Annotated in this window: 20 protein-coding genes and 5 pseudogenes; 10 read left to right on the top strand and 15 right to left on the bottom strand. The window is 34.3% G+C overall.

From position 1 onward, the window contains the following. Nucleotides 1-84: 84 nt before the first annotated feature. Both BM012_RS22345 and BM012_RS22340 read right to left on the bottom strand, forming a co-directional pair. Nucleotides 85-2,871, bottom strand: coding sequence for a sigma-54-dependent transcriptional regulator (locus BM012_RS22345; RefSeq protein ID WP_061804969.1), 2,787 nt, complete (start codon nt 2,869-2,871; stop codon nt 85-87). 61 nt (nt 2,872-2,932) lie between these two features. Then, nucleotides 2,933-3,178, bottom strand: coding sequence for an HAD hydrolase family protein (locus BM012_RS22340; protein WP_268801486.1), 246 nt, complete (start codon nt 3,176-3,178; stop codon nt 2,933-2,935). Nucleotides 3,179-3,253: 75 nt separating this feature from the next. On the opposite strand from BM012_RS22340, the pseudogene BM012_RS22335 reads away from it, so the two are divergent. Beyond that, nucleotides 3,254-3,952, top strand: a pseudogene (locus BM012_RS22335) (IS6 family transposase). A 133-nt stretch (nt 3,953-4,085) separates the two neighbouring features. Here the strand turns inward: BM012_RS22335 and BM012_RS22325 are convergent. Both BM012_RS22325 and BM012_RS22320 read right to left on the bottom strand, forming a co-directional pair. After that, a pseudogene (locus BM012_RS22325) lies at nt 4,086-5,521 on the bottom strand (glycoside hydrolase family 32 protein); the annotation flags it as partial. 39 nt (nt 5,522-5,560) lie between these two features. Next, a pseudogene (locus BM012_RS22320) lies at nt 5,561-6,789 on the bottom strand (oligosaccharide MFS transporter). Nucleotides 6,790-7,356: 567 nt separating this feature from the next. On the opposite strand from BM012_RS22320, the gene BM012_RS22315 reads away from it, so the two are divergent. Continuing rightward, nucleotides 7,357-8,331 carry a LacI family DNA-binding transcriptional regulator gene (locus BM012_RS22315; protein ID WP_061804971.1) on the top strand — a complete coding sequence of 325 codons (975 nt, stop codon included), beginning with the start codon at nt 7,357-7,359 and terminating at the stop codon, nt 8,329-8,331. Nucleotides 8,332-8,511: 180 nt separating this feature from the next. Here BM012_RS22315 and BM012_RS22310 read toward each other — a convergent pair whose 3' ends face one another. The 3 genes from BM012_RS22310 to BM012_RS22300 form a co-directional block, all read right to left on the bottom strand. Then, nucleotides 8,512-9,276: an IS3 family transposase gene (locus tag BM012_RS22310; protein WP_083415631.1), complete on the bottom strand. Its 765-nt coding sequence runs from the start codon at nt 9,274-9,276 to the stop codon at nt 8,512-8,514. A gap of 125 nt (nt 9,277-9,401) precedes the next feature. Continuing rightward, nucleotides 9,402-9,695 (bottom strand): transposase, encoded by a 294-nt coding sequence (locus BM012_RS22305; RefSeq protein ID WP_074842905.1) that lies wholly within the window; start codon nt 9,693-9,695, stop codon nt 9,402-9,404. A gap of 435 nt (nt 9,696-10,130) precedes the next feature. After that, nucleotides 10,131-10,607: a hypothetical protein gene (locus BM012_RS22300; protein WP_061804453.1), complete on the bottom strand. Its 477-nt coding sequence runs from the start codon at nt 10,605-10,607 to the stop codon at nt 10,131-10,133. A gap of 342 nt (nt 10,608-10,949) precedes the next feature. Between BM012_RS22300 and BM012_RS22295 the strand changes: the two genes are divergently transcribed. Further along, on the top strand, nt 10,950-11,951 hold the full coding sequence (locus BM012_RS22295; RefSeq protein WP_061804454.1) for a DUF3231 family protein: 1,002 nt from the start codon (nt 10,950-10,952) through the stop codon (nt 11,949-11,951). A gap of 206 nt (nt 11,952-12,157) precedes the next feature. Continuing rightward, nucleotides 12,158-12,537, top strand: a pseudogene (locus BM012_RS22290) (DUF5412 family protein). A 180-nt stretch (nt 12,538-12,717) separates the two neighbouring features. Here the strand turns inward: BM012_RS22290 and BM012_RS22285 are convergent. Further along, nucleotides 12,718-13,251: a DinB family protein gene (locus BM012_RS22285; RefSeq protein ID WP_061804455.1), complete on the bottom strand. Its 534-nt coding sequence runs from the start codon at nt 13,249-13,251 to the stop codon at nt 12,718-12,720. A 523-nt stretch (nt 13,252-13,774) separates the two neighbouring features. On the opposite strand from BM012_RS22285, the gene BM012_RS22280 reads away from it, so the two are divergent. After that, on the top strand, nt 13,775-14,821 hold the full coding sequence (locus tag BM012_RS22280; RefSeq protein ID WP_061804456.1) for an NADH:flavin oxidoreductase/NADH oxidase: 1,047 nt from the start codon (nt 13,775-13,777) through the stop codon (nt 14,819-14,821). A gap of 75 nt (nt 14,822-14,896) precedes the next feature. Here the strand turns inward: BM012_RS22280 and BM012_RS22275 are convergent, their stop codons facing one another. Continuing rightward, nucleotides 14,897-15,457: a VOC family protein gene (locus tag BM012_RS22275; RefSeq protein ID WP_061804457.1), complete on the bottom strand. Its 561-nt coding sequence runs from the start codon at nt 15,455-15,457 to the stop codon at nt 14,897-14,899. A 33-nt stretch (nt 15,458-15,490) separates the two neighbouring features. Beyond that, complete coding sequence (locus tag BM012_RS22270; RefSeq protein WP_206765158.1) at nt 15,491-15,886, bottom strand: DoxX family protein; 396 nt, start codon at nt 15,884-15,886, stop codon at nt 15,491-15,493. A 406-nt stretch (nt 15,887-16,292) separates the two neighbouring features. Here BM012_RS22270 and BM012_RS22265 point away from each other — a divergent pair, with 406 nt between their 5' ends. Further along, a complete protein-coding gene (locus BM012_RS22265) occupies nt 16,293-16,706 on the top strand; it encodes a MarR family winged helix-turn-helix transcriptional regulator (RefSeq protein ID WP_061804459.1) in 414 nt (137 codons plus the stop codon). A 259-nt stretch (nt 16,707-16,965) separates the two neighbouring features. Here BM012_RS22265 and BM012_RS26585 read toward each other — a convergent pair whose 3' ends face one another. Continuing rightward, a complete protein-coding gene (locus tag BM012_RS26585) occupies nt 16,966-17,112 on the bottom strand; it encodes a hypothetical protein (protein WP_167360158.1) in 147 nt (48 codons plus the stop codon). A 220-nt stretch (nt 17,113-17,332) separates the two neighbouring features. Between BM012_RS26585 and BM012_RS22260 the strand changes: the two genes are divergently transcribed. Further along, nucleotides 17,333-17,515 (top strand): hypothetical protein, encoded by a 183-nt coding sequence (locus tag BM012_RS22260; protein WP_061804460.1) that lies wholly within the window; start codon nt 17,333-17,335, stop codon nt 17,513-17,515. Between the two features lie 209 nt (nt 17,516-17,724). On the opposite strand, the gene tcuA is transcribed toward BM012_RS22260, so the two are convergent. Beyond that, nucleotides 17,725-19,251 carry an FAD-dependent tricarballylate dehydrogenase TcuA gene (tcuA, locus tag BM012_RS22255; protein WP_061804461.1) on the bottom strand — a complete coding sequence of 509 codons (1,527 nt, stop codon included), beginning with the start codon at nt 19,249-19,251 and terminating at the stop codon, nt 17,725-17,727. A gap of 330 nt (nt 19,252-19,581) precedes the next feature. After that, nucleotides 19,582-20,436: an alpha/beta fold hydrolase gene (locus BM012_RS22250; RefSeq protein ID WP_061804462.1), complete on the bottom strand. Its 855-nt coding sequence runs from the start codon at nt 20,434-20,436 to the stop codon at nt 19,582-19,584. 231 nt (nt 20,437-20,667) lie between these two features. Here BM012_RS22250 and BM012_RS22245 point away from each other — a divergent pair, with 231 nt between their 5' ends. Further along, nucleotides 20,668-21,537, top strand: coding sequence for a LysR family transcriptional regulator (locus BM012_RS22245; protein ID WP_061804463.1), 870 nt, complete (start codon nt 20,668-20,670; stop codon nt 21,535-21,537). A gap of 373 nt (nt 21,538-21,910) precedes the next feature. Beyond that, nucleotides 21,911-22,954 carry a nitronate monooxygenase gene (locus BM012_RS22240; RefSeq protein WP_061804464.1) on the top strand — a complete coding sequence of 348 codons (1,044 nt, stop codon included), beginning with the start codon at nt 21,911-21,913 and terminating at the stop codon, nt 22,952-22,954. A 145-nt stretch (nt 22,955-23,099) separates the two neighbouring features. On the opposite strand, the gene BM012_RS22235 is transcribed toward BM012_RS22240, so the two are convergent. Continuing rightward, nucleotides 23,100-24,092, bottom strand: coding sequence for an NADPH:quinone oxidoreductase family protein (locus BM012_RS22235; RefSeq protein WP_061804465.1), 993 nt, complete (start codon nt 24,090-24,092; stop codon nt 23,100-23,102). A gap of 57 nt (nt 24,093-24,149) precedes the next feature. Next, nucleotides 24,150-25,355 (bottom strand): YbfB/YjiJ family MFS transporter, encoded by a 1,206-nt coding sequence (locus BM012_RS22230; RefSeq protein WP_082802582.1) that lies wholly within the window; start codon nt 25,353-25,355, stop codon nt 24,150-24,152. Between the two features lie 340 nt (nt 25,356-25,695). Here BM012_RS22230 and BM012_RS22225 point away from each other — a divergent pair. Beyond that, nucleotides 25,696-25,945 (top strand): annotated as a pseudogene (locus tag BM012_RS22225) (helix-turn-helix domain-containing protein); the annotation flags it as partial.

Raw genomic sequence — 25,945 nt, 5'->3', positions numbered from 1 at the left:
TTGCATTATTTTCGCACCAGAACCCTTTTTTCTGTATGTGTAAGGATCAGTTGATATTTCAAAATTATTATACTTTTAATACCGTTACATTTCTTCAGCAAAAATAGTTGTGATAAATAGTTTTTCATCTCTAGTTATCTTGCATCCAAGTTTTTTTTCAATAGATTTTAACGTTTTCTCCGTTTTTTCATAGATTTTTTCTAGTTTATCATCGATCTCTTCATCCTCCGGAAAAGCGATTGGTTCATTTTTAATCGTTCTTTCAAAAGCAAAAGCTGTATGCATAATGATTCTAATAATGACTGTATTACTTAATATGATGCCTAGTTCATCTTGCATATTTTGTACCCACTCTAATAATATTGTGGTTATATGGTAGGGGTTTAAAAAAACAAGATGCTGCCTTAAGTTCTCCTCACAAAGTTCAGGTACAACAATATTGGATCTAATTGGTCCATTGCTACTGTGTATTTTTCCATTTGTAATCGCCTGTTGAATGATTCGTTCTCCATCACCTTCAATAAGGACTTCTAAGGGGATGTGAGGAGCATTAATTTTAGGATTTTTAGTTCCTGCCGTTGCTATAACCTCGTACTCTTTTTGGATTTCTTTAATATTGCTTGCTAACTTAATAGAAGAAACAGTTAGTACTCTAATAGGCTCAGAAGAAACTTTATTTATGATTGCCGTTAGGATTTTCTCCAACTTTTTGGCAGTTCCATCACCTGTTGTGCAAATAGAAACCAATACTTTCTTTTTTTCAGAGATATCTGCTTGTTTGTCTAAAAACTCCATAAAGTCCTTTTGGACTGAATCATAAATAGCATATAAATTTAGATCTAAATAGTTTACCTTTCTAACAGTATCCAGCACCATAGAAGTAGTGACATTACTCATAGTTTTTATTTTAATACCCGTTTTTTCTTCTAACTGATTTTCTAGCATAACAAGCGAACCCATGTCCACAAGCATTAATACTCCTTCTCCTTCATCAACTTTCTTAATTCCCTCAGTTAAGTTAGCGAGAATTTCTGATGGGGACAGATTTAACGGCACATCGATGGCTACGATAGGAGTTCTCCCCAAAAGTTCAGTTGCTACTTCAACCATGGAACTTGCCGTACTGTTCCCATGTGCAGCTACCACGATACCCACTCTTTTATTCTCTTCTAATGACTTGATAGATTGAATGACCATTGTTAAATATATAACTTCTATTTCTGGAACAACTACGTTAAAAAACTCCTGAATCTTCTTTTTGAAAATTAATGCTACCTGATATTCTTTCAAATATGTGTCACGGATTTCATCTGTTTCCTGTGCACTTAATACGTCAATCTGTTTTCCCCGTTTCAAAAATGCATCAATATGCATACTTAAAAAATGAATAAATTTACGATCAAACTTGCAGTTTAATTCTTTTTCAGCCACCTGTTTTAAATCTCTCGTAATTTGAATAACGTCATCTCCAACGAATTTCATTAAATTAGAGTTTTGAAATGTCTTTTGATTAAAAAAACTTTTAATGTTCAATTGAATATCTGTTAAAATATACCGATTTATCTCTGTTTCTGATAAACCCTCATTTTTTAAAATCTCGACTTTTTCTTCTATTAAATGATATAAATTAAAAGAAAGGTCATCATCTATTTTTGTCATTTCGTCTTCTACAACAGGAGAAATTATGGTTTTGATATTTACATATTCAGATATCATTTTACTTCTTTCAATATTGTTACTGCTTGAGATCCAATCTTGTTTTATTTCATCTGGTAAATCCCTAACAGTTAGTTCCACTACATTTTTATTGTTTAAATTGTTTAAGAATCCATGAGCACAGGCTAACTGAACATTGGACTTCAATTGTCCCACATTTCCGAATTTTTCTGTATGTATAAGGGCATTTAATACATCCATGTGCACACTTAGATTTTTATTAATCCGTTCTGCCTCTTTTCCTAATAAAAAAGTAGTTAATCGTATCTTTTCTTTAAGAGATCGTTCTTCTAGTGAAGGAATATGAATAGTCATCGGAATTCTTCTTAAAAAAGTTTTTAGTAAGGATGAACCGGGATTTTCAGTTGTTGCACAAATAATTAATACCTTGGATGTTCGTTTATGATCAGTTTCTCCTAAACGATTATAAGTACCCTGATCAATAAGATAGAAAAGCATTTCTTGGCCTTCAGGAGGGAGTCGATGTATTTCATCCATAAACAGAACGCCCCCGTTAGCTTGCTCTACTAAACCAATCTTATCTCCGTTCGCCCCAGTAAAGCTTCCTTGTTTATGACCAAATAATTGAGAAAGAAGTAATTGGGGGTTGTTATAGTAATCAGCGCAGTTAAATGTAATAAAAGGGGCGCCTGGTTTTAACCTTTCCGAATATAAAGCAAACTGGTATATCCGATTCGCAAAAAGAGATTTACCTGAACCCGTTGGCCCCAACAGTAGCATATGCAAACCATTTGGTGGATACAAGACAGCTGCTTTTGCTTGGGAGATTGATTTCTTTAAGCTACCTTTTGCACCAATCATTAGTTCAAAAGGGTTGGTTGAAATAGTTTGTTTTTTTTGATGATCAACTGGCTGTTCAAGCAGTTCCACTTCCATATCCTCGAGATTCCATTTTTCACGAAAGATATCCTCCACAACCTCTACTGGCACATAACGTACAGGGAATGTCTTAATTTTGATTACCTTTTGAGCTCGTACGAGATTGTTCAATTCAAAGCTTATATTTGATCTCTCCATTTCCAATTGTTCGGCAATTTCCTGTGCTGAGGATCCTTGTTTACTTAATAATTCATCTAACGTAAATTCATGAAAATTATTCAGTAACTGGTGGTATACTTTATCAATTCTTCTCATGCATATCATCCTTTTTATTCTTGATTAGAAGTCCATATATTTTTATACTAGAAAAAATCAATCAAGATAGGACAAAGGTTTCCAGTGCCAATTTCATTCCTTCTTGATTATTACTTTTTGTCACAAAACCTGAAACCCCTTTCACTTGTTGGGGTGCATTTCCCATTGCTATCCCTGTGCCAGCATATTCTATCATGGCCATGTCATTAAAATTATCGCCAATTACCAACACTTCTTCAGGCCTTATTGCAAAATAAGTCTCGAGCGCTTTTATACCTAACACTTTTGATACCTTATTAGAGGTAATTTTGGTTCTGGTGCAAGAAATCTAGTAAACTTGGACATACTAATACTAGTACTCTAAAAAAGGGTCATGATCAGTATGGAAAACCAAAATTTGTTCAAATGGAAACATTATCATCCTGACATGATTTTGCTAACTGTAAGATGGTACCTACGGTACAACCTGAATTTTCGTGATTTGGTGGAAATGATGGAGGAACGAAGCCTGTCGATAGCTCATACAACGATTATGCGTTGGGTTCATCAATATGGACCTGAATTAGATAAAAGAGTACGGCGTCATCTTAAGCAAACAAACGACTCGTCGAGAGTCGATGAAACCTATATAAAAGTAAAAGGACAATGGATGTACTTATATCGTGCAGTCGATTCGGAAGGAAATACGATTGACTTTTATTTAAGTAAATCCAGAGATACCAAAGCAGCCAAGCGATTTTTCAAAAAAGCCTTGGTTGTTCGTCATTCTACAACACCACGTGTCGTTACGGTTGATAAAAATCCAGCGTATCCTTTAGCCATTGAACAGTTAAAAGAGGATACCTGAAGGCATCCAAATAAGGCAAGTGAAATATCTGAACAACATCGTGGAACAAGATCATCGTTTCATTAAGAAACGTGTACATTCTATGTTAGGGTTCAAGTCTTTTGACACAGCTACATCCATTCTTTCGGAGTAGAAGCCATGCATATGATCAAAAAAGAACAGATTGATTTACGGAATCAGTCTGTCCAAAATCAAAAAGAATTTATCTATCAATTGTTTGGGATTGCAGCATAAGGTACGATTCCGCTAGGAATTTATGCGCTTTATTCTCTTTTATTTTATCTTTACACCAGAACCACAAAAACTCTCTTTAATATCTTCACCCCAAAACAATGAACAAGTGTCTGGGTACTTGTTCATTCATAATTTATTTCCAGATATCTTTTAGTTTCCAATATGTTAATTCCTTAATTTTTGCATCACCACTATCAGCAAATAGCTCAATACCTAATCTATTTTCAGTTGGATAAATACGACTTGTCATAGTTGTTTGTCCCTCATTTGCAAATACTTCAATAGAAGATCGGTCAATAAATATGCGTAAGGAAAGCTCTTGATTCTTTCTAAGTATGGTATTCCTCGCATCATCTTCCACCTTTCCAGACTTAGAACAATTGAGTGTTAGTGTTTGTTTGTCTAAGTAGTATGTTAATACAGTCTCTTCCTGGTTAACTCCACGAATTCTTAATCCTACAGATTGAGAGTTACAATTGGTTAAATCAAACACGGCTTTTATTTCAAGTAAATCCTCTTTTGTTTCTATCAAATAATCACTTTATGTGTAAGTATATTATGTTCAATTTCACGTAATAAATTTAATTCTTCAACAGGATTCATTAGAATTTTATCATTTTCTCCTAAGGTAACTTCACATGGCAATGTAAGCGCCCCACACCATTCATCTGCTTTTGTTGGCATATCAGACTCCCACATGTCCATCCACCCAATAGCAATTCGGCGACCTTTTTCATTTTTCAAAGTTTGAACAGCATAAAAGTCATGTCCGTAATCTAATTCGGTAAATGAACCGTGTGTAAAGTTATTTGTCTCATAATCATATTCCCCTACTAAATAACCAGTTTGGAAGATATTATTATATAAATCTCCTTCTGCTTTAATTCCTTGAGGAGAAATCATTAAAACAAATTTTCCATCTAATTCGAAGAAATCGGGACATTCCCACATGAAACCAAGCTTCTCATCCCCTTGTGCTAATACACCAACGTATGACCATTCACGTAAATCTGAGGAACGATATAAGATTACTCTACCTACATTTTCTTTAGTCGAATTTCCTACTACCATATACCAATTATCTTTGTTTTTCCAAACTTTTGGGTCACGGAAATGATGATTACTATCTGTAGGAGGTTTAGAAATCACTGGATTTTCTACAACTTTTTGAAATGTGACACCATCGACACTAACAGCAATATTTTGATTTTGATAAAATAGATCCTTTTCTTTGTCTATATAATGATGACCTGTATAAATCAACGTTAATTCACCATTGTTATCTACCGCACTTCCAGAAAAACATCCACCTGTATCACAAGTATCTCCAGGTGCAAGGGCAATAGGTAAGTGTTCCCAATGAACAAGGTTTTTACTTTTCACATGTCCCCAGTGCATAGGTCCTCAATTTTCATCATAGGGATGATGTTGGTAAAATACATGGTATTCTCCTTTATACTGTATCAAACCATTTGGATCATTAATCCAGTTGGCGGGCGCCATAATATGATAACCTAAACGATATCGTTTATTAACATTTCCTTTTGTATTATTTAATGCTTCTTGCGCTTATTGAAGTTTTTTTATTGTAAATATTCTAACATCTACTTATGTAACTTGTTTAATGTCTTTTATATTTCCTTCTAAACCTTTACTTTTATTAGGACTTAATAAAGTGAACATTGAAATAATGGTAAAACAAAGGACTATCATTCCTAAAATAAGGTAAGTATGACGAAACCCTATCATATCGTATAATTTACCTGCAAAAGGGGATAACAGAGATGCACCAACTTGAGAGGCAGCCTGAAATCCAACTAAATATAAAACAGAAGATAGTCGCGTATCGAAGTTAGCCGCAAAATATTTAAAAATAGCAATCAACATAATTGGTAATTCTAATGCATGTATTAATTTCATTGAGGAAATACCAATTGGACCCACTACAAGTCCTGATCCAATAATACGAAGTGCCATTAGAATACCGGGCAATAATAATCCGTTTTTGGCTCCAATTTTATTTACAATAAAAGGGGCAATAAACATCATTCCAGCCTCTAAAAACACTTGAAAAGAACTTAAATATCCAAATACTTGATTTCCCATGGATTCAGCAGGGAATAAAGATGTATAATAAATTGGAAATTGTTGATCGTACAAACTATAAACACATGTAACTCCAATTACATACATCATTAAAAACCAAAATTTCCTTAAGAGAAGAAGTTGTCCAACATCTTTTAATTTAATGGATTCAGCTTTTGCCAATTCATAGTTTGTAACTTCTATTTTCACCGATATAATAATTGCAACTAAGATAATTGCTGAAACAGATGCCACCCAAAAGTTGATATTTGGATTAATATTAAACAGCTGGCCTGCAAAAAAAGTAGCCGACGCCCACCCTAGCGAACCCCACATTCTAGACTTTCCGTATTCAAAACTGTATTTACGGCTAACTTTTTCAACATAGGTTTCAATGACGCCAATACTTGCAGAAATACTAACTCCTAAATAAATAGCTCCAACAGCCGCGCCTAAAATTACATTATATTTTAATAGTGGTCCATATATATAAATATAGAATGGTCCTACAAATACAAGCAGTAAACTAATAAAAGATAATATATTTTTCTTTAAACCCATCTTGTCAGAGATATAACCATATACAGGTTGTATACACAATACGAAGATAGCGTTTACAGAGAAAATTAAACCTGTAGCTGATCCACTTAAATTTAACTCTTGCTTTAACCAAATAGGAAATAAAGAGACGCTAGAAGACCAAGTAAAAAATAAGCACTTAACTTCCAATAGAGAACTTTTGAACTTTTCATGTTTATTGCTCTCATTTAAATAGATATATAGAATCTTTGAAACAAAAAACGAAAGCACTTTCATATTCATTTTATGTCAACCGTTTGCACATGTCAATCGGTTGACATATTTTCTTGAAAAATCAAACGTTTTATCCCTCTAATCAAAAGAGAGTTATAATACGTCAGAAAATAAGTATTATCAACATATATTTCAAAATAAATGTTGATGTTTATTTGATATAAGCTAATAGCAATTAATCTCTAACTCTTGCACGTGTTAAAAATATTCTCTACAATAAACCCGTAACAAATAAACTTTAACTAGTTAAAGTTTCCTCAATTAGAAACTATTTCACCATATGTTTTTTTAATTGAGAAATTGTAAAGTTACAAAATTATTGATCAACTTTATTTTCTATAAATTATCAATAATAATGTTTACCGAACTATTTTCCCTAACCTAGATAAAGAATTTATTATGTAATCAATAAGTGTGAAAAATATAAAAAGGTTATCTAAATAAAGAAGAACAAAAATCTTAATATAATATTAATAGATGGTATTAAACGAGCCAGGAGGAATATAATGAAACCCAATATTCACGATGTAGCAAAAGTAGCAGGAGTTTCATCAACAACAGTTTCACGTGTTTTAAATGACCGGGGTTACATAAGTGAGAAAACAAAGGAAAAGGTTTATAAAGCGATGGAAGAAATTAATTATTTTCCAAACGATTTAGCTCGTTCCCTATTTCATAAAAAAACAAATTTAATAGGATTAATCATACCAGATTCGAGTAACCCCTTTTTCGGTGAACTTGCCTTTCATATTGAAAGAGTCTGTACCTCACTAGGGTATAAATTGTTACTTTGTAACAGTTTAAACCGTATGGACAAAGAAGAAAAATACTTAGAAATGCTTATACGAAATCAGGTAGATGGAGTCATTGTGGTAACATATAATCGAGGGATACTGAATTATCATAAGCCAAACCTTCCTATCGTAGCGATTGATCATTATTTATCTAAAAAGATTCCTGTTGTGGGATCTGATAATTATGAGGGGGGAAAAAAAGCTACGGAATTGTTAATAAAGAAACAGTGTGAACATATTATCCATATTAATGGCCCTCTTGAGCTGGAAACACCAGCAAACTTTAGAAGAAAAGCGTATGAGGATGTTATGAAGGAATACGAAAGGTTACCAATTACATATGAAGTCTCTCCTCAAAAGAGTCGTCAGGAGGTAATCTCTAAGCTTTTTGATGAACACCCAGAGGTAGACGGGATTTTTGCAAGTGATGATTTAATTGCAGCTGCTGTCATAACTGAATCTAGAATACGAGGAAAAAGTATACCGACTCAATTAAAAGTGGTCGGTTATGATGGAACAGACACAGTGAAGACCATACTACCAGAGTTGACAACCATACAGCAACCTATTGATTCAATTGCCGAGGTAGCAATTGACATTTTATCCAAAGAGATCGAAGGCGAATTTGATAATATACAACTTGAAACATATCTACCTGTTAAGCTTTTAGAAGGTAGAACTACTTAAATAAACCCACAATATTTACATAAGAACAGTATGTCTGAGATTTAGAAAGGACATGTAAGTATCTTAGATATTTTACACAAAAGGGAATCATTTTGCACAAAAGCATACTTAAAGGAAAAGAAAGAGCGCAAACCCTTTGTGAAGTGACCCCTGTCAAGTAGACAGTAGTAAAAAGCAACCCTAAGCGACCTGAGTTCTATATTCATATGGACTCAGGTTATTTAATTTCTTCTGAAAGCGTTCGTGATTGTAAAAATGAATGTATTTCGCTACAGCGATCTTTACCTCATCTGTTGTATGGAAGGAACGAAGACGGAAACACTCTGATTTAAAATGGCTAAAGAAGTTTTCCATACTTGCATTATCCCAACCGTTTCCTTTTCGAGACATACTGGCTTTCATCTTGTATTTTTTAAGGGCATTGTTATATGGATGGGATGTGTACTGAAATCCTTGATCACTGTGTAGAAGAACGCCTTGTACATTCCGGTTCTTGCGAGCTTTCTTAAGAGTATCCATGACAAGCTGCAGATCATTTCTGTGACTCATCTGATAAGCCACAACCTCGTGGTTGTATAAGTCCTTAATGACAGAGAGGTATAACTTTCTTCCTTGAAATAGAAGATACGTGATATCCGTTACCCATTTTTCATTTGGCTGTGACGCTTTGAACTGTCTGTTCAAATGATTTTGTGAAACGACATACTTCTCCTTTTGACCATAATAAGGACGCTTTCTCCGAATAACTGCACGAATCCCCATTTCACGCATGAGACGCTGTACACGTTTATGATTTATATGTAAGCTGTACACACGCCTTAGCCAGATTAAGACCCTTCGATACCCATAAATCCCCTTCATTCTTGTATGACATTCTCTGATCTTTTCCTGGATATTTTGATCTCTAACTGTTTGGGAGAAGAGCTTGTTTGTCGTTTGATCCATTTATAATACCCACTCCGAGAGACACAGGCTAGGTCACACAAGAGTTGAACAGGATATTGATGTGCGAGCTCTTGAATTCCCTTATATTTCTCCCATGCTGGTCGTTCTTCCATTCCTCCTTTCATTTATCCTAAGAACTTTTTTAAGAGTGCATTTTCTGCTTCCAATCGTTTCAGTTTGGTCTCTGTTGTTTCAGGTTGAGTAGTGGGTCTTCCCTTACCAACCCCTTTTGCTTTTCCACGTTTTTCTTCGAGCCCTTTTAGTCCCTCAGCTTGAAAGTGCTTCACCCATCGATAGATGATGGCAACATCAATTTCTAACTCCTTCGCAATCGTTTTATACCCCATTTCTTCTTTCAGATATAAGTCTACTGCTTTTCTCTTCGTTTTTAGGTCATACGTTCTATTAGTTTTACCCATAAAAACCCCCCCTCCGTAGTAGATAGAATAAAGGGCTCTCTTTTTTCTGTCTACTATAAGGGGATCATATCAGAGCAGGTTTGCGCTTTTATTACTTCCTCGAACATGTTTTATGTAAACTAAAAACGTATAGAATATACACTTCATTCCTTAATGTATGGATCCCAACACGATAAAAATAACAAGTATTGATATAACCAATAGTGTGGTTATTTGATAAGGTTTTTGATTTTCTTTTGTCTCTTTTTCTTTCATAATTCTTCTATATTAACCTTGGATTTTATTTTTATTTGAATTCATCATTAAATTCATTCCTTTACACTAAAATGTCAGAGTGCAAAATTGTATAATCCTGCTAGAATAAGGTGGAATGAAACTAATGAGTATCCCTAAAAAAGCGACTTCGCTTGCCAACGCCGAGGTCGCTTTTTATTTTTATTTCTTTCTTGCTAAAAGCCTGTCCTCTAGCTTACATACTGCCTTATAATAGCCTAGTAAGATAAGTAAAAGGACAGGATTGAGAATAGCTGAGTGCCATAAATTCCACCAACCATAATAGAAATAACCCCAAGGCTCAGGTAATAATGTCAACATTTCATAAAGCAAAATGGCTATCAACCAAAAAATAAAATACCGAACTTGCCTAATATAATTCCTTTTAAAGGGATACCAATTAAGGAACATCATATTAACAGGCGGGATTAACACAGTATGAACAAGAATTCCTGTCCAATCTGCACCGTCTGTAAAATACCAGTATCCATGATATTTTAAATCTATATACACGTCAAAATTACTTTGAAAAGCGATTGTAAACAACCAAAGATGAACAATTTGATTTGCTGTTAACCTTTTATTTGTTTTAAAGGCAATAAAATTAAAAAGAATAATGGCAATAATAAGTCCTATCATAAAATTAATTTTCCTTTTTAATCTAATGTACCATATATTGTTAAAAAAGCATAACCAATTAACTACATGGAGTCCTGATGACCAAATGACATAAAACCTACAGTGAAAATTTTTACGGAAAATAAAAAACTAGAATTACACATTTAACAACAAAAAGACCACCTTCATTTCTAAGTATATAAGGCGGTCTTTTATGTTTTGCAAGGGGATAATAATTGTCGATAATCAACATTAAGTGAACTAGAATTGAACAAGGTCTCTATTCTTTTAGAAGTGAAAAAAGAATAAATGGGGAAAATAAATGAAATACTCAAGATAAATACATGTAATTAGGAGGCATTAATGGTTAAACGAAATATAAGGTTATCAAGCCCCGAGATTGGTGGTTTATGGGGAGTTTATATACAAGAAACAATGTCAATTTGTTTGTTAAAATATTTTCTTCATCACCTTCAAGATAACGAAATAAAGCCTATTTTACAAAAGTCTTTACATCTCTCTCAAACCCATATAAACCAAATTGAGGATATTTTTTCAAAAGAAAATATTCCTTTACCTGATGGATTTACACATAAAGATATTAATTTATCAGCTCCTCCCCTTTTCTATGATCTCTTTGCTCTGAGTTTTGTCTATTCGATGAACCGTATGGGAATGGTTAACTTAGGATTTGCTACCTCTACTGTTGCTCGAGCAGATGTTCTTGATTTTTTTACACACGCTTTGAATCAAACTACGGAGCTCTATGCAGAGTCCACTAATTTAATGTTATCTAAAGGTATTTACGATAGACCTCCTATGATTACCTATCCTGAGAAGGTCGAATATGTAAAAAAGCAATCTTATATCGTAGCAGCCGTAGGGAAAAAAAGACCTTTAAATGCTGTCGAGCTTACTGAAATATTCTTTAACATTGAGCGTAACTATTTTGCAGTTCTACTCTGTATGGGCTTATTACAAGTAGTGAAGGATAAAGAAATTAAAAATTATATAAAAAATGGGATGAATTTATCAGAGAAGCAGATTAATTTTTTTAATGACCTTCTAAAAAAAGAGGATCTTCTTGGTACTGTCCCTGTTAGTATGGAGGTGACAAATTCAACCGTCTCCCCTTTTTCTGATAAGCTTATTGTTGCACTTTTCCATTTTTTAAATTCTATTGATGTTACACTTATTGGCCATGCTTTGTCTTTATCCATGAGGTTGGATTTAGCTACTTATTATAGTAAATTAATCGGAGAAATATTAGCATATGCTGAAAAAGGGTTCAATATTATGGTGAATCGACAATGGCTAGAACAGCCACCCCAGGCACCAGATAGAAAATCCTTAAAAGAAATGTAACTTACTTAATAAAAAAGATGCTACTTGATGAAATGAAAAAGCCCTTAATAAAAGGGCTTTTTAACATGCTACTGATAATAATATGTTTTATGTAAACCAGAATTGTATAACCCATGCATAACCTTTTTATATTAAAATGTAATAATATAGGAGGGTTTATTTTGAAAAAGAGGTTACTAAAGGTAGGGGTTATATTCCTTATTCTAATGAGTAGTTTAACAGGCTGTATATATTATAAATTTTTTAGTCTACAGGGCGTCCCCAAAGGGGAATTAATCCGAAAAATAGAATCCCCTAATGGCGAATATGTGTAAAAACTTATTTTCATTATGGCGGTTCATTAAGTTTGGATACGGCTAGGGGAGAATTAATTAATGTTCAAACAAACAGAAAAAGAAATATATATTGGAATTACCCTGATGCAGATCCGTATATAGTCTGGATAGATAATGATACGATTAAGATCGGAAATCAAACTTTAAATGTTAACAAGGGGGAAACTTACGATTGGCGCGATGATGATGAGTGGGAAAGAGAGTTACCAAGACAATTATCTGACCAATATCCGCCAAAAGTAATCGAGTAACTTCCCCTAATCCGTGTTATGTGAACTAAACGTAGATTTAAAATAAAATCGCTATGCTTTCTTTTCTTAGATAATTGTGGATTTCATTTAACTATTGGAGCTGTTTAATCGAGGAAGAAATGATGGATAAGAGCACTCTCTTTTTTAGAGAGTGCCTAATTGTGGGTTAAATAATAGATATTATTTTTTTTGTTCTGAAGCAAAATGAAAACGACAATATCCAATTTCAGAAGCATTTTTCATAAGTTCAAGATTCAACCAGGAAGCCATTTTATGAAATTCTACGTCAGCTAATGGCCATTTCGAGTATTTTGTAGATAAAAAATCGTTATCTGGTAAATCTGTCAGAACTTTTTCCCATTTAGTAATTAATGATACTAGCTTTTCTTTTGTAGATTCAACATCTCCATAACAGACTATATCTTGTCGTTGAAGTGTACCTTTTCCAAAAGCATAGTCGAAAACCATTTCCCACCAATAACTGATATGCCACATAGTCCAGGCTATACTTGCTGTACCTATATCATAATCTTCAGATTCCGGCCAGTCAGCGTACCAGATCCCATTTTGATTATGAATATGGAGTCCATTTTTATAGGGGCGCCATAAATACTCTTCTGAACCGAGGGAAGTAAGGTGATATTCAAGGAGCTGTTTTGATATGCTGAATTGAAATTTTATATTTTCTCTTAATTCATTAATAGTTGTATCCATTAATAATCTCCTCTCTGATAGATGTAGTTTCTTCCTATTATATATTATCCTTATTTACAGTACTTTCATATTCCTTCACCCATTTTATAAAACGTTGTCTTCTTAACAGTAGCTTCTTTCATCTAACCAACATAATCAGTCCGTAAAAGTTGACTTTTACAGACGTCATCATCTATTGAAAGGTCAAGCAATTTATATCATTTTGTTTGCGATATAGATAAAGTAAATTAAGTATGTGCTTTACTATCCTTCATTAATCCGGCATATTATTGTTTTAGGATCGTCTTCCATAACAAATGGACCTGCATTTTGAATTAGATTGAGCTGTGCCTCAGTTTAGTAATCTTTAGCCTCGTTTTCACTTAAATAATACCATCCAATTTTATAAGCATTTCCCCACTGAGATACAAAAGTTGACTTGTAGAGATAAATATTATAAATTTATTTGTGTGCGCAAGCAAATAAATCCGTGCATAAGGATATACGTGCAAGTAAATAAATAATGTATAAGGAGTGAATATCATTGGCAACAATTTCTACACCCTACAAAATTAAAAATCTTGAACTAATGAATAGAATCGTCATGGCTCCAATGTGCCAATACTCGGTCGAGAAAGAAGACGGTATTCCTAACGATTGGCACTTTGTTCACTATGTCTCAAGAGCAATCGGAGGAACAGGTCTAATTATTATGGAAATGACTAGTGTTACCCCTGAGGGGCGTATTACGAATGGTGATCTTGGTCTTTGGTCAGATGACCATGTACCACATTACCAACGACTTGTTAATGAAATAAAAAAGTATGACACCAAGGTTGGAATTCAAATAGCTCATGCAGGAAGAAAAGCAGAAGATGCCGATCAACCTGTAGGGGCTTCTGATATACCTGTAGAAGTATTACCAGAGGAAACAAAGAATGGTGAACTTAAACCTCCAAGAGCTTTAACAAACCAAGAAGTGAAAGAAACTGTTCAGCAATTTAAACAATCTGCTGAGAGAGCAATAAAAGCAGGTTTCGATACAATCGAATTGCATGGTGCTCATGGTTATTTGTTGCATCAATTTATGTCACCAAGCATCAATAATCGTACAGATGAGTATGGAGAAGATGTAGCACTCTTTGGGGAAGAAGTTATAAAGGCAGTCAAAAGTGTAATGCCAGCAGATATGCCACTTATCATGAGAATATCAGCTATCGAATATATTGATGGCGGTTATGATATTGAACATGCTATAAAAATGGCTAAACGGTTCAAAAATGCAGGAGTAGACGTGTTTCATGTATCAAGTGGAGGAGAAGGTCTTCCAGGAAAGAGAAAGCCAGCAAATCATCCTGCATATCAAGTTCCTTTTGCCCGTGCATTTAAGGAAGCTTTGCAAACACCAGTTATAGCAGTGGGTAAATTGAGTGACCCACAAGTTGCAGAAGCAACATTAGCAAATGGAGATGCAGATTTAGTTGCAATTGCTAGGGGTATGTTAAATGATCCTTACTGGGGATTACATGCTATAAAAGCTATTTCAAAGAAAGTTACGCCGCCAGTACAATATAGCAGAGGTATACGCTAGTTTTATTTTAATGTATCTATTTTTCTCTGGGTGAACATAAAAAAACAACCCATTCTAATAGGATGGGTTGTTTTTTTATCGGGTTTGTTCTATATTACAGTTTTTTCTCTTTGGAGGAGTAAACCTTTTAGCTTTACTATTATTCGGATAGTCTATTCCGTGTGGATAAGTTATTAGCTCTATTACCAATCCCCATGGAGTTGATGCATAGACAAATTGATTCGTCTCATCATTTCCTTCTATTTCATTTAGGATTTTTGTAGGTTTAGTAAATAAATAGCCACCAGCTTGGTCAAATTTTTTTACAGCTTCCTCCATATTATCCACATATACAGCAAAATGTTGAACACCCAAATCATCTGGATTAGCCGGTCTTCTTTGATTTATACCTTGGTATTTGAATAGTTCAATACTAATACTTTCTCCTATAGATACTAATCTCATGTGAACTACTTCTGATCCCTTTTTTAAACCGAGAATCTTTTCAATTTCTTCCCCGCCCATTGCTCCCTCTTCGGGCCTCTTTGAGTCATAAACTACTTTAGCGTCGAATGCTTTTCTAAAGAATTCAGTTGCTTCTTCCATGTCTGGAACGGTTACGCCAATATGATCAATGCCTCTAATGATGTTACTCATAATAATCACTCTACCTTTCTAATACTTAAAAATTTAAAACAATAAATGATCTAAAGAATATATTCCTGGTCCAATAATAATGATGGCGATTGATACGGTAATTATAAGGATGTTATATTCGGCACCATTATTGTTAATCCAATATCCATTTCTTCCTGTTACCGTAATTACAGCTGCTACCATGGTAACTATAATAAAAAGAGAAGCAAGAGGTGTAAAAAGACCAACGGTTAGCAACAATCCCCCTACAATTTCAGAAGATGCTGCAAAAAAAGCCATTAGCTTTGGTGGTTTTAATTTCATATTGGCAAAACTCTCTACAGTCTTATTCCATCCATTGCCTCCAAACCAACCTGTGTTTTTTTGTAATCCATGTCCAATGAAAGTTAATCCTAATAGAATACGAACTAACAAGATTGCTGTACTCAATATCCCACCTCTTTTTTGTCTATATTAATGAAACGCCAGTATTCCATGTTTTAATAGTTTCATTAGGAGTTTTAATTTTCCCTACGCTAATAAGAGGCATGTCATTCCCTAGATGCCCCATTATGTTCCTTTAAAGTTACCATTCTATTTTTTAAGGACGATTGTATTGTCATAAGAACCATTCCAATTCTATTATTGACTGACGTTCCATTTAGAAGAGTAAAAGGTTTAAACAACTTATTGTAGTTTTTATTTCCATTTTTACACCTCATTATAAATTGCTTGCGCAAGCAAATTTATAATTATATATTATCCTTTTTTAAGTTGAGTAAACCTATTTTATATTTGCAGCCTTAAATTCATTGTTGTATTCTAATAGTAAGATAATTATCGTTAGGAGCGCACTATGAAAAACGAGGAATTAATTGAAACATGGTTCAATTTTTCTAAGTACCACAACCGAATTTCAAACGCAATTGATCATATTTTGAAAAAACATTATGAGTTGGATATAAAAGAATTTTCTTTGCTCTATTTTCTCTCGGACGCTGATGAAAAAAAACTTCGTTTGCAAGAACTTCATTCTAGGATGGATTTAAGTTTAAGTGCAGTGTCGAGAATGGTTTCGAGATTGGAAAATTATGAAGATGGCGAACTCGTCTCACGAGTAACTTATCCAGAGGATAAAAGAAGTGCATATATAGTATTATCAGCAATGGGAAATGATTTATTAGAATCCATGATAAAGACTATAAATGAAGCATTAAATAAATTCTTACTACCAAAAGATATATCAAATATAGTGGCATTGTTGGAATAGAGGAGGGGGATTAATTCCCCTTCCTTTTTCAATTTAATTATGGCATGGATGGAATTATTCCAATTCCACCCATGATATAATTCCAGCTACTTTTGTATAATACGTCTCCTTATAGTTAACATAACACCGATTATCAGAAGTAAAAAAGCTTAAAACCATTGTAAGACAAAGGTTTTAAGCTTTTTATTTTCTCTTTAGTTATACTTTTACGTAGGGGGGAGTTAATTTATAGAAGAGTAAAAAGCCTATTTTTATTGTTTTATGTTTTAGTATCACCCTTGTCTTGATTGGGATCGTTATTGGACTTCTTCACTATTTTATCTAATTCCCCTGTATCTCCTTTTGCATTAATGATTTCAAATATTTGATTTAACCCCTCGTTCGTTTGATTATCATGATCTCTCATCATCTAACCTCCTTATAAGATTACTACTATCATTTTCCACTTTATTGTAAATTATGTTTCCGATGGAATAATATCAAGGCAAAATTCATTTTACATATTTAAAATCCTCTTTTAGTCTTCTCTAAAACATCTATAAATGTCATTTATAAGACAACCTAATTTTCGAATTTTATGGTAACATATAGACCTAAATTCTAAGGAAAGTTGAGGATGATAGGTTATGACTCAAGAAGAATTTATATATTTCCGTAATGAGAGAGAACTTTATCTAGATGCCATTATAGAGAAGCCTGTCACAGGAAAACAAAACATTGAGAGAAAAAAGTTTCTTTACAGAAAGTTAGATCAATGGCGTGATAGGGCTCTCCTTCTTTATCCTGAACATAAAAAAATGAAGCACTAGTGGCTTACTCATCACTAGTGCTTCATTTTTATTTAGAATCTTTGTAGGCGTTCTTTATATATTCCTCAAAGATTGATGTACGTTTCATTTAATATAAAGTTATAAAGCAGTTTATTTAAATCAGTCTCAAAAATCCTTATACTTACAAGGCTTTCTAAGAACAATTTATCTTCCCCTAACTACTTTTAAGGAAAATATTTTCTTATCATTCAACTCCTTATTACACTGTGATTTCTGTAATCTTGAATATATTGAGCTACAGATTTACCAGCTATTTTCCCAAAAATTGAACCTGCCATTAATCCTGTTCCACCAGGGTAATTTTCATAGAAAATACCGCCCATTATTTCTCCTGCTGCAAATAATCCATTCAGAGGTTTATCATTCTCATTTAATACTTCGGCATGAGCATTAACTTTTAATCCTCCAAACGTAAAAGTAATGCCACAAGTGACCGGAAAAGCATAGAATGGTCCTTTTTCTATAGGTAACGCCCAGTTTGTCTTAGGAGGAATGATATCTTTGGTTCCTTTTCCATCTTTCACTGTAGGGTTATATTCTCCATCGAGTACAGAAGCATTATAATCTTGGACGGTTAGTAAGAACTGTTCTTTATTTACCGGAAGAAGATTTATTAATTCTTCAAGAGTATTAGCTTGATAACAAGTTGCCTCATTGATATTATATTCTTTACGGAGTAAAGACCTCACTTGTGCATCATAAACCTGATAAGCTATGTGGTCAGGTTGTTTCAGAATCTCCCGTCCATATTTGGCGTAGGTATAATTACGGAAATCTGCTCCTTCATCTATAAATCGTTTTCCTTCTTTATTCAACATAATGCCATACGGATAGGAATGCTTTTTAAAAATATCTCCAGGTTTAGTGAAATCCCCCACTTTTGGAGCGTTATAATCTGTACCGATAGAATGACAGTCTTTCCATTGGCCATATCTTTGAGCTCCAATAGCAATAGCCATAGAAATACCATCCCCTGTGTTATGTTCCGTTCCTCTAACAATAGCCTTTCCCCATTCTGCTCCCATGTATTGCTGACGCATTTTCTCATTGGCTTCAAAACTTCCACAAGCTAAAATTACACTGGAAGTATTTATTCTTATTTTCTTTCCTTCTTGTTTTACTATGATGCCAGCTATTTTTTCGTTTTCATTCACTAGTTCCAAAGCACGAGTATTGTACCAAATTTCTATCCCTACTTCTTCTATGCGGGAAAATAATTTCTCCATAAGGCCAACACCTTTACCCTCAACTCTTACAGGAGATCCTCCCCAAAATAAATAGTTTCCATCTTGTTTAAATGATTGATTTTCATAATTAAGTGTAAATTGGACTCCTTGATCTTTTATCCATTTAATCGTCTCATATGACTGTGCCACTAATTGCTTCGCTAATGAGGGGTCACTCTTTCCAGGGGTAACTCTCATTAAATCGCGTATGTAATCTATTTCGTGATAAGGTGGCATTTTAATTAGGTTTGCTTCTTCATCCGTTATACTTGTAACCACTTCTCGAATATCATTTAAGTTGCTGTATGCAAAACGAATTGAACCATCCGAAAAAAATGAATTTCCACCTCTTTTATTTATAGTTCCTTTCTCAAGCACAAGAACTTTACATCCTTCCTCTTGAGCTGATAGTGCTGCACATAGAGCAGCATTTCCGGCGCCAACCACAACTACATCATAAGTAGAATTATATTTTTTTTTAGAAGACATCATAATTCCTCCCCAATGTTACATATATAAAACAAATCATTTCATATGTTACTGTTGTAAGGGAAAGCTCTTGCTGGTGGTAGTAACAACATCATTAATAGTAAAAAAATCAAGGGAGTTAACAGGAACTGTTCTATGTTTAAAAGAAAACCTATGTTATAAACGTGTTTCTCATAATAGTGTATCTTTTATAAAGACCACAAGGAAAATAAATTCCAATATCTAAAGTAAGGTAATATCTTATAAACATGAAAAATTCTCTTGAACTCTCCAATTTTATAAATCACAAGTTACTGTTTATGACAATTACTCGTTTTATTCTATTTCACTCTAAATATGATTACGTTTTAAGAAATCTAAAATCAAATTTCCGATTTCTTCCGCATGTGTTTCTAACGCAAAGTGTCCAGTGTCTAATAAGTGAATTTCAGCATTAGGTAAATCCTTTTTGAAAGCTTTAGCTCCTTCTGGAATAAAGGAAACGTCATTTTTACCCCAAACTGCTAATAAAGGTGGCTGATGCTTACGGATATATTGTTGAAATTGCGGATACATCTTCACATTAGTTTGATAATCAAATATTAAATCTAACTGTTTTTCATCATTTTTTGGTCGTGCCATATAAGTAATGTCAAGAGTATAACCGTCTGGTGAAACTTTATTTTCTTGCGTTCCATCAATGTACTGATGTTTAATAGTTTCTGGTGCAAAAGCTGTACGATAACTTTGCCTCTTTTCGGGAGTTGGATTTTTCCAATATTCTTCTCGATCTGCCCATTTTGATCCTAGACCTTCTCTGTAAATGTTGCCGTTTTGACTAATGATTGCTGTCACACGCTCTGGGTTGTGCATTGCTAAACGAAAGCCAATGGGTGCTCCATAATCGAAAACATATAGAGCGTACTTCTCGAGCCCCAATTTATTAACAAAAGCTTCAATAATTTCTGTGATATGATCAAATGTATAGTCGAATTCCTCTCGATCAGGCGAAGTTGAGTTCCCAAAGCCAGGATAATCTGGGGCAATTACATGATAATCTTTTTCTAGAACCGGGATAAGATTGCGGAACATATGACTTGCAGATGGAAAACCATGTAGTAACAAGATAACGGGTTTATCTGGATTCCCTGCCTTACGATAAAATATATTTATACCTTTCACTTCTAAAACATGATATGTTGTCATATTGCATTCTCCTGTCTTAATTTCTATCAATATTAAAGTGGTCAACTCTTCTTTCGTTTAGTCATAATCAACAAGAATTTATCCTCAATTAGACTTTTCTATTGTTACTTTTATCTGAGGAGTTTTTTGATTGGCAACTATAGTTTATAATAGGTTTACCTATCATGTATAATTCAATATTCAGATGGTGGATATCTCTAAAAAAGATATCAAATCAACTTAGGAGGCAACATGGACATTCAATTACTTCGCGTTTTTTTAACGACTGCTCAAGAAGGAAGTATTTCTAAAGCAGCTAAAAAGCTAAATTATGCTCAATCCAATGTGACAAATAAAATACAGCAATTAGAAAAAGATTTAAAAACTCAGCTATTTTACCGTCATAACCGAGGGATCACAATTACACCTTCTGGTCAGGTTTTTGTCTCTTATACAGAAAAGATTTTAAATACAATTCAAGAGGCTAGGGCTGTATTGAGTGAATCTGCTGTTCCCTCCGGTCCTCTTCGTATTGGTTCTATGGAAACCACAGCAGCTATTTGGTTACCTAAAATTTTGCCAGATTATCATGCTGATTATCCAAATGTAGATTTATCGTTAGTAACAGGTCCTACCGAACAACATATACATGCCATTCTACACTATGAATTAGACGGGGCCTTCGTTTCAGGACCGATTGATCATCCTGAACTAATTCAGGATGAAATTATAGAAGAAGAACTGGTACTTATAACAGCTACCTCACACCCCCCCATCGCTTCTATTCAAGATATTGATACGTATACAATGCTTGTATTTCGAAAAGGGTGTTCCTATCGAGCAAAATTTAACTCTATTCTCCAAGAAGAAGGGATATTCCCGACAAAATTAATGGAATTTGGGGTTATGGAAGCGATAATTGGTTGTGTTAGTGCTGGATTAGGGGTTTCATTACTCCCACGTTCTATTGTTAATCTATATGAACAGCAAGGACGCGTTCGCGTTCATTATCTTCCAGGCAAACAGTCTCTAGTTAAAACATTGTTTATTCGACGAAAAGACACATTGGTCACTCCTGCTTTATCAGCGTTCATGGAGAAAATGAGATCAAAATTAGGTTGACATAAAAAAAATTTTTTTAGAAAATCATTAAAGTTTGTTTTCCAAACCAAAGAGAAGCATTCTAAGGAACTTTAGAATGCTTCTCTTTTTTGTTCAAAATGCTTTTATATCAACGATATTGCCTTGGTACACCTAACGTAAATATCTTTTATATATTTACGTTAGGTTAGTCAAAAAAGTAAAATAAAAAGCTCATAAACTCCAATCATATTTTCGAGAAAAGGTCAAATATTTTTTATGAGAAAATTTCCATTATTCAAAAAACGTGCTAAACTATCTCTTGCATCCTGAAAGTTGTTCATATTTGGCAATTTTCGAATAGGGAATGGATGTCTGGGAGTACAATTTATATCTTAAGGAGAGGGGATTATGTATGAATGATTTTATGAAAATGTTTTCGTTGACAAAGCCTATTATTCAGGCTCCAATGGCTGGGGGAATTATTAAACCACGTCTCGCAGCAGCCGTTTCTGAGTATGGTGCATTAGGAAGTTTAGCTTCAGGATATCTTACACCACAAGTATTAGAGGACCAGATTAAAGAAATGTTTGAACTAACAGAGGGATCTTTTCAAGTCAATTTGTTTGTGCCAGCTGATAATGGAACTCCTAATGATGAGGATGTTCAGCATTGGAAACAGAATCTTCCCCTATGCGATAAAGCAAGCCCATTTACCGTGATTAAAGAGGAGTGGGATGATTTTTATGCGAAAATTGAATTAATTTTACAGTGCGGAGTCAAATATTGTTCATTTACTTTTGACCTCCCACCTGAAGATGCTGTTAAAGAGCTAAAAAAAGCTGGATGTGGCTTAATTGGGACGGCTTCATCGGTAGAAGAAGCTATCTTGATGGAGGAACGTGGCATGGATGCCGTTGTACTTCAAGGTAGTGAAGCTGGTGGGCATCGTGGTTCATTCTTAAAATCGAAAGGCGAATCTAGTATAGGTTTAATGGCCTTGATCCCTCAGACAACAGATGTAATCAATATTCCAGTTATTGCAGCTGGTGGGATTATGGACTATAGAGGTGTAAAAGCAGCATTGACATTGGGTGCTCAAGGTGTTCAAGTAGGAACAGCTTTCTTAATTTGTCATGAAAGTTATGCTCACCCAGCATATAAACAAAAAATTATTTCAGAAAATGAAACAACAACAAGATTGACTAAACTTTTTTCAGGAAAAGAAGCAAGAGGGATTGTGAATAAATGGATGGAAGATAAGAAACTTGATGAAGTGAGATCTTTACCTTATCCGTATCAAAATACATTAACGAAGCCAATGCGACAGCAAGCTGCTCTTCAGAATGATCCTGAACAAATGTCATTATGGGCTGGACAGGGTATTCGGTCTCTAAATAAAGAAACTTCCGTAAAAGAACTTCTAGATAAACTTTGCCAAGAGAATATAACCGTATAAAAAATGGTACTCATAATTCCCGAAATTAATTTTTCCAGAATAATGATTATTCATTCCATTAAGCAGTAATAATTAAAGATTAGAATTATAAAAAGACCAAACAATCTATAATTAATAGTTTGTTTGGTCTTGAAAAAATCATTCTTTAAAGCCTTACAATAACTCTTCCTCGAATCTTTCCCTTTAAAATAGTAGGTAAATATTTTGGCAGTTCGTCAATTGAGATTTCATTCTGTATAAAATCTAAAAGGTTATCTGGTTTTAAATATGTTGCTAATCGTTCCCAAACTTTCTGTCTCATTGCCATCGGGCAGTAAACGGAATCGATACCAAGCAGGTTAACTCCACGTAGGATAAATGGAAATACACTGGTTGGTACCTTATTACCACCTGTTAATCCACTGACGGCTACAGAGCCTCCGTATTGAATGTGGATTAAAATAGAAGCAAGTGTGTTCCCACCAACTGGGTCAATGGCTCCTTGCCATTTTTGTTTACTTAATGCTTTTATTTCTCCGTTATATACGTCATCTCTTGAAATAATCTCATTGGCACCAACTTTATACAAATACTCATGTTCTTCACCTTTTCCCGTGCTAGCTACAACATGATAGGAGCGTTTAGCTAACATAGAAACAGCGAGACTTCCTACTCCTCCTGTAGCTCCCGTCACAAGTACGGCTCCTTTTTCAGGAGATACTCTATTTTCCTCTAGTCTTTGTATGGATAATGCAGCTGTAAATCCAGCCGTTCCTAATACAATTGCTTCTTTAGGGGTTAAGTTTTTGGGTAAAGGAACAATCCAATCTCCTGGAATACTTGCATATTCACTGTACCCTCCAAAACGAGAAACCCCAATTTCATAGCTTGTAGCAATGACTTCCTCCCCCTCTTGAAAGCGAGGATCTTTAGAAGACACCACTTTACCCACTAAATCAATCCCTGGTATGAACGGATAATTTTTTACGATTTTCCCATCTGGAATACTTGCCAAACCATCTTTATAATTAATGCCAGAGTAATATACTTTAATTAACACATCACTTTGAGGTAATGACTCTAAAGAAAGTTTTTTTACCTTGACCGAAAATTCATCATCCACTTTATCTACAACTAAAGCTTTAAATTGTTCTTTCATTTTTCTACTACTTCCTCCTTGAGCATGCCCTATTCATATTTACTGGCCACATAAAAATTAATTTTTCTTATTTTGCATATTCTCATTTGAACTTTCTACAATAACAATCTTAACTGGTTTATTATCAAATTGAATTCCAGTTAATAGAAAGAGTGCCCCAATTAATACGACAATTGCAGCCCCGATTAAAGCCGAATTATAATTATGGCTAGCAGAAGCAAGACTTCCGGCAATCATTGGTCCTATCATTTGGCCAGCAGCATAAATAGCTGTAAGATAACCAATAATACGACTACTATTCTGTGGATTAATTCGACTTGCTAATGTTGTAGCGAGCGTTGTGATTCCCATAAATGTCGCTCCAAACAATATGGCACTGACAACTAATCCTGTTTTAGTTATTAATAATACTGGAATAACAATACCGAACGATTGCAATATCATGGCAACAATTAAGGATTTAACAAATCCCCATTTCTTCGCAAGCGAGGACCATATAATACAAGACGGAATGGCAGCTAACCCGACTATCATCCAAATAAAGGTTGCATCTCCATTGAAATTTGGTGTTTCCTCCGCAATAGATACAATGAAGGTACCTGTTACAATATACCCCAATCCTTCTAACCCATAGGCTATAATCAGCCAAGGCAACCATTTCATTGGAGGACCATGAGTAGGTGACTCCTTCTCCGTATTCTGAGTAGGATTAGAAGTTGTATCTTTCAACCAAATCCATACTAGAAAAGTGAATATGAGACTAGTAACAGACAGTCCAATCCATGCGCCTTCCCATTTAAAATAACGATTTAAAATAGGGATGATTAATCCTGTAAGGAAAATTCCGATTCCAACTCCTCCGTAAAAGATTCCAGACCAATTTGTTTTGCTCTTTTCAGCAAGTTTGTCTAATACAATACTTGAAGCTAGCACAAGTACAAACGCACTGGAAAATCCAGATACAAAGCGAAATACGTACCAAACTGTATACAAGTGAAAGAATCCCATACCTGCAGTCGTAATTACACTGAGGATTAGACTTAATCTTAAAAAGGCTTTTCTCCATTGCCTTAAAGGGAGGATTCCTGCTAAAACAGCTGCCACTAAGTATCCTGCATAGTTACTTGTAGCAAGATAACCTGCCACTCCATTTGAAAATGACATGTCATTTTGCATAAGTGGAAGAATAGGCGTATAGGAAAATCTTGCAATCCCCATTGCAATAACTAACGATAATATTCCACCCATTAAAATTTTAATCAAGTTCTCATCCCCTTAAAAAAATGATGCTATTTTAGCATATCGCTATTTTGATATATAATAAAATACGTAAAATAGATGTTTGGCATCTCATAATTAGATATCAAGATACAAAGGAGAAAATTTAGTAATTCAAATTTCCATCAAGTATGAGGCATTTTAATAATGAATAATATGTATATATAAATATATAAAACTGACCATGGTATTACCGTATCCCCCATATGTAAAAACCCTTTGTTAATATTGTGGACTGACCCCATGAAGTGAGACAAATAAAAAACACCTTTTCGTTAAAGATCGGATACAAATGACCGAACTATAACGTGGAGGTGTTTTTTCTATGGGAACAAGAGTAAGTTATCCAGTAGAAGTGAAAATGAAGGCGATTGAAATGAGGTTAGCAGGCGTGCCTGTAAAAGAAGTCATGGAAACCTTACAGATTCGGAATCGTACCCAACTGAAAACCTGGATGAGATGGTATAAGAATGGAGAGATGAAGCGACTAGAACAGCCTGTTGGAAAACAATATACTTATGGGAAAGGACCGCATTCTCAAGATGCATTCGCTAAATTAGAAGCTGAAAATCGAT

It is taken from the genome of Priestia endophytica DSM 13796, from assembly GCF_900115845.1.
Classification (GTDB): Bacteria; Bacillota; Bacilli; order Bacillales; family Bacillaceae_H; genus Bacillus_I; species Bacillus_I endophytica.
The sequence above is the reverse complement of the archived record's forward strand: the minus strand, read 5'-3'. Positions and strand labels throughout refer to the sequence as shown.

What these genes read in the sequence shown, in the direction of transcription:
- BM012_RS22345 (WP_061804969.1), bottom strand. Translation starts at nt 2,871, where the DNA reads ATGAGAAGAATTGATAAAGTATACCACCAGTTACTGAATAATTTTCAT.
- BM012_RS22315 (WP_061804971.1), top strand. Translation starts at nt 7,357, where the DNA reads ATGAAACCCAATATTCACGATGTAGCAAAAGTAGCAGGAGTTTCATCA.
- BM012_RS22310 (WP_083415631.1), bottom strand. Translation starts at nt 9,276, where the DNA reads ATGGATCAAACGACAAACAAGCTCTTCTCCCAAACAGTTAGAGATCAA.
- BM012_RS22305 (WP_074842905.1), bottom strand. Translation starts at nt 9,695, where the DNA reads ATGGGTAAAACTAATAGAACGTATGACCTAAAAACGAAGAGAAAAGCA.
- BM012_RS22300 (WP_061804453.1), bottom strand. Translation starts at nt 10,607, where the DNA reads ATGATAGGACTTATTATTGCCATTATTCTTTTTAATTTTATTGCCTTT.
- BM012_RS22295 (WP_061804454.1), top strand. Translation starts at nt 10,950, where the DNA reads ATGGTTAAACGAAATATAAGGTTATCAAGCCCCGAGATTGGTGGTTTA.
- BM012_RS22285 (WP_061804455.1), bottom strand. Translation starts at nt 13,251, where the DNA reads ATGGATACAACTATTAATGAATTAAGAGAAAATATAAAATTTCAATTC.
- BM012_RS22275 (WP_061804457.1), bottom strand. Translation starts at nt 15,457, where the DNA reads ATGAGTAACATCATTAGAGGCATTGATCATATTGGCGTAACCGTTCCA.
- BM012_RS22265 (WP_061804459.1), top strand. Translation starts at nt 16,293, where the DNA reads ATGAAAAACGAGGAATTAATTGAAACATGGTTCAATTTTTCTAAGTAC.
- BM012_RS26585 (WP_167360158.1), bottom strand. Translation starts at nt 17,112, where the DNA reads ATGAGAGATCATGATAATCAAACGAACGAGGGGTTAAATCAAATATTT.
- BM012_RS22260 (WP_061804460.1), top strand. Translation starts at nt 17,333, where the DNA reads ATGACTCAAGAAGAATTTATATATTTCCGTAATGAGAGAGAACTTTAT.
- tcuA (WP_061804461.1), bottom strand. Translation starts at nt 19,251, where the DNA reads ATGTCTTCTAAAAAAAAATATAATTCTACTTATGATGTAGTTGTGGTT.
- BM012_RS22250 (WP_061804462.1), bottom strand. Translation starts at nt 20,436, where the DNA reads ATGACAACATATCATGTTTTAGAAGTGAAAGGTATAAATATATTTTAT.
- BM012_RS22245 (WP_061804463.1), top strand. Translation starts at nt 20,668, where the DNA reads ATGGACATTCAATTACTTCGCGTTTTTTTAACGACTGCTCAAGAAGGA.
- BM012_RS22240 (WP_061804464.1), top strand. Translation starts at nt 21,911, where the DNA reads ATGAATGATTTTATGAAAATGTTTTCGTTGACAAAGCCTATTATTCAG.
- BM012_RS22235 (WP_061804465.1), bottom strand. Translation starts at nt 24,092, where the DNA reads ATGAAAGAACAATTTAAAGCTTTAGTTGTAGATAAAGTGGATGATGAA.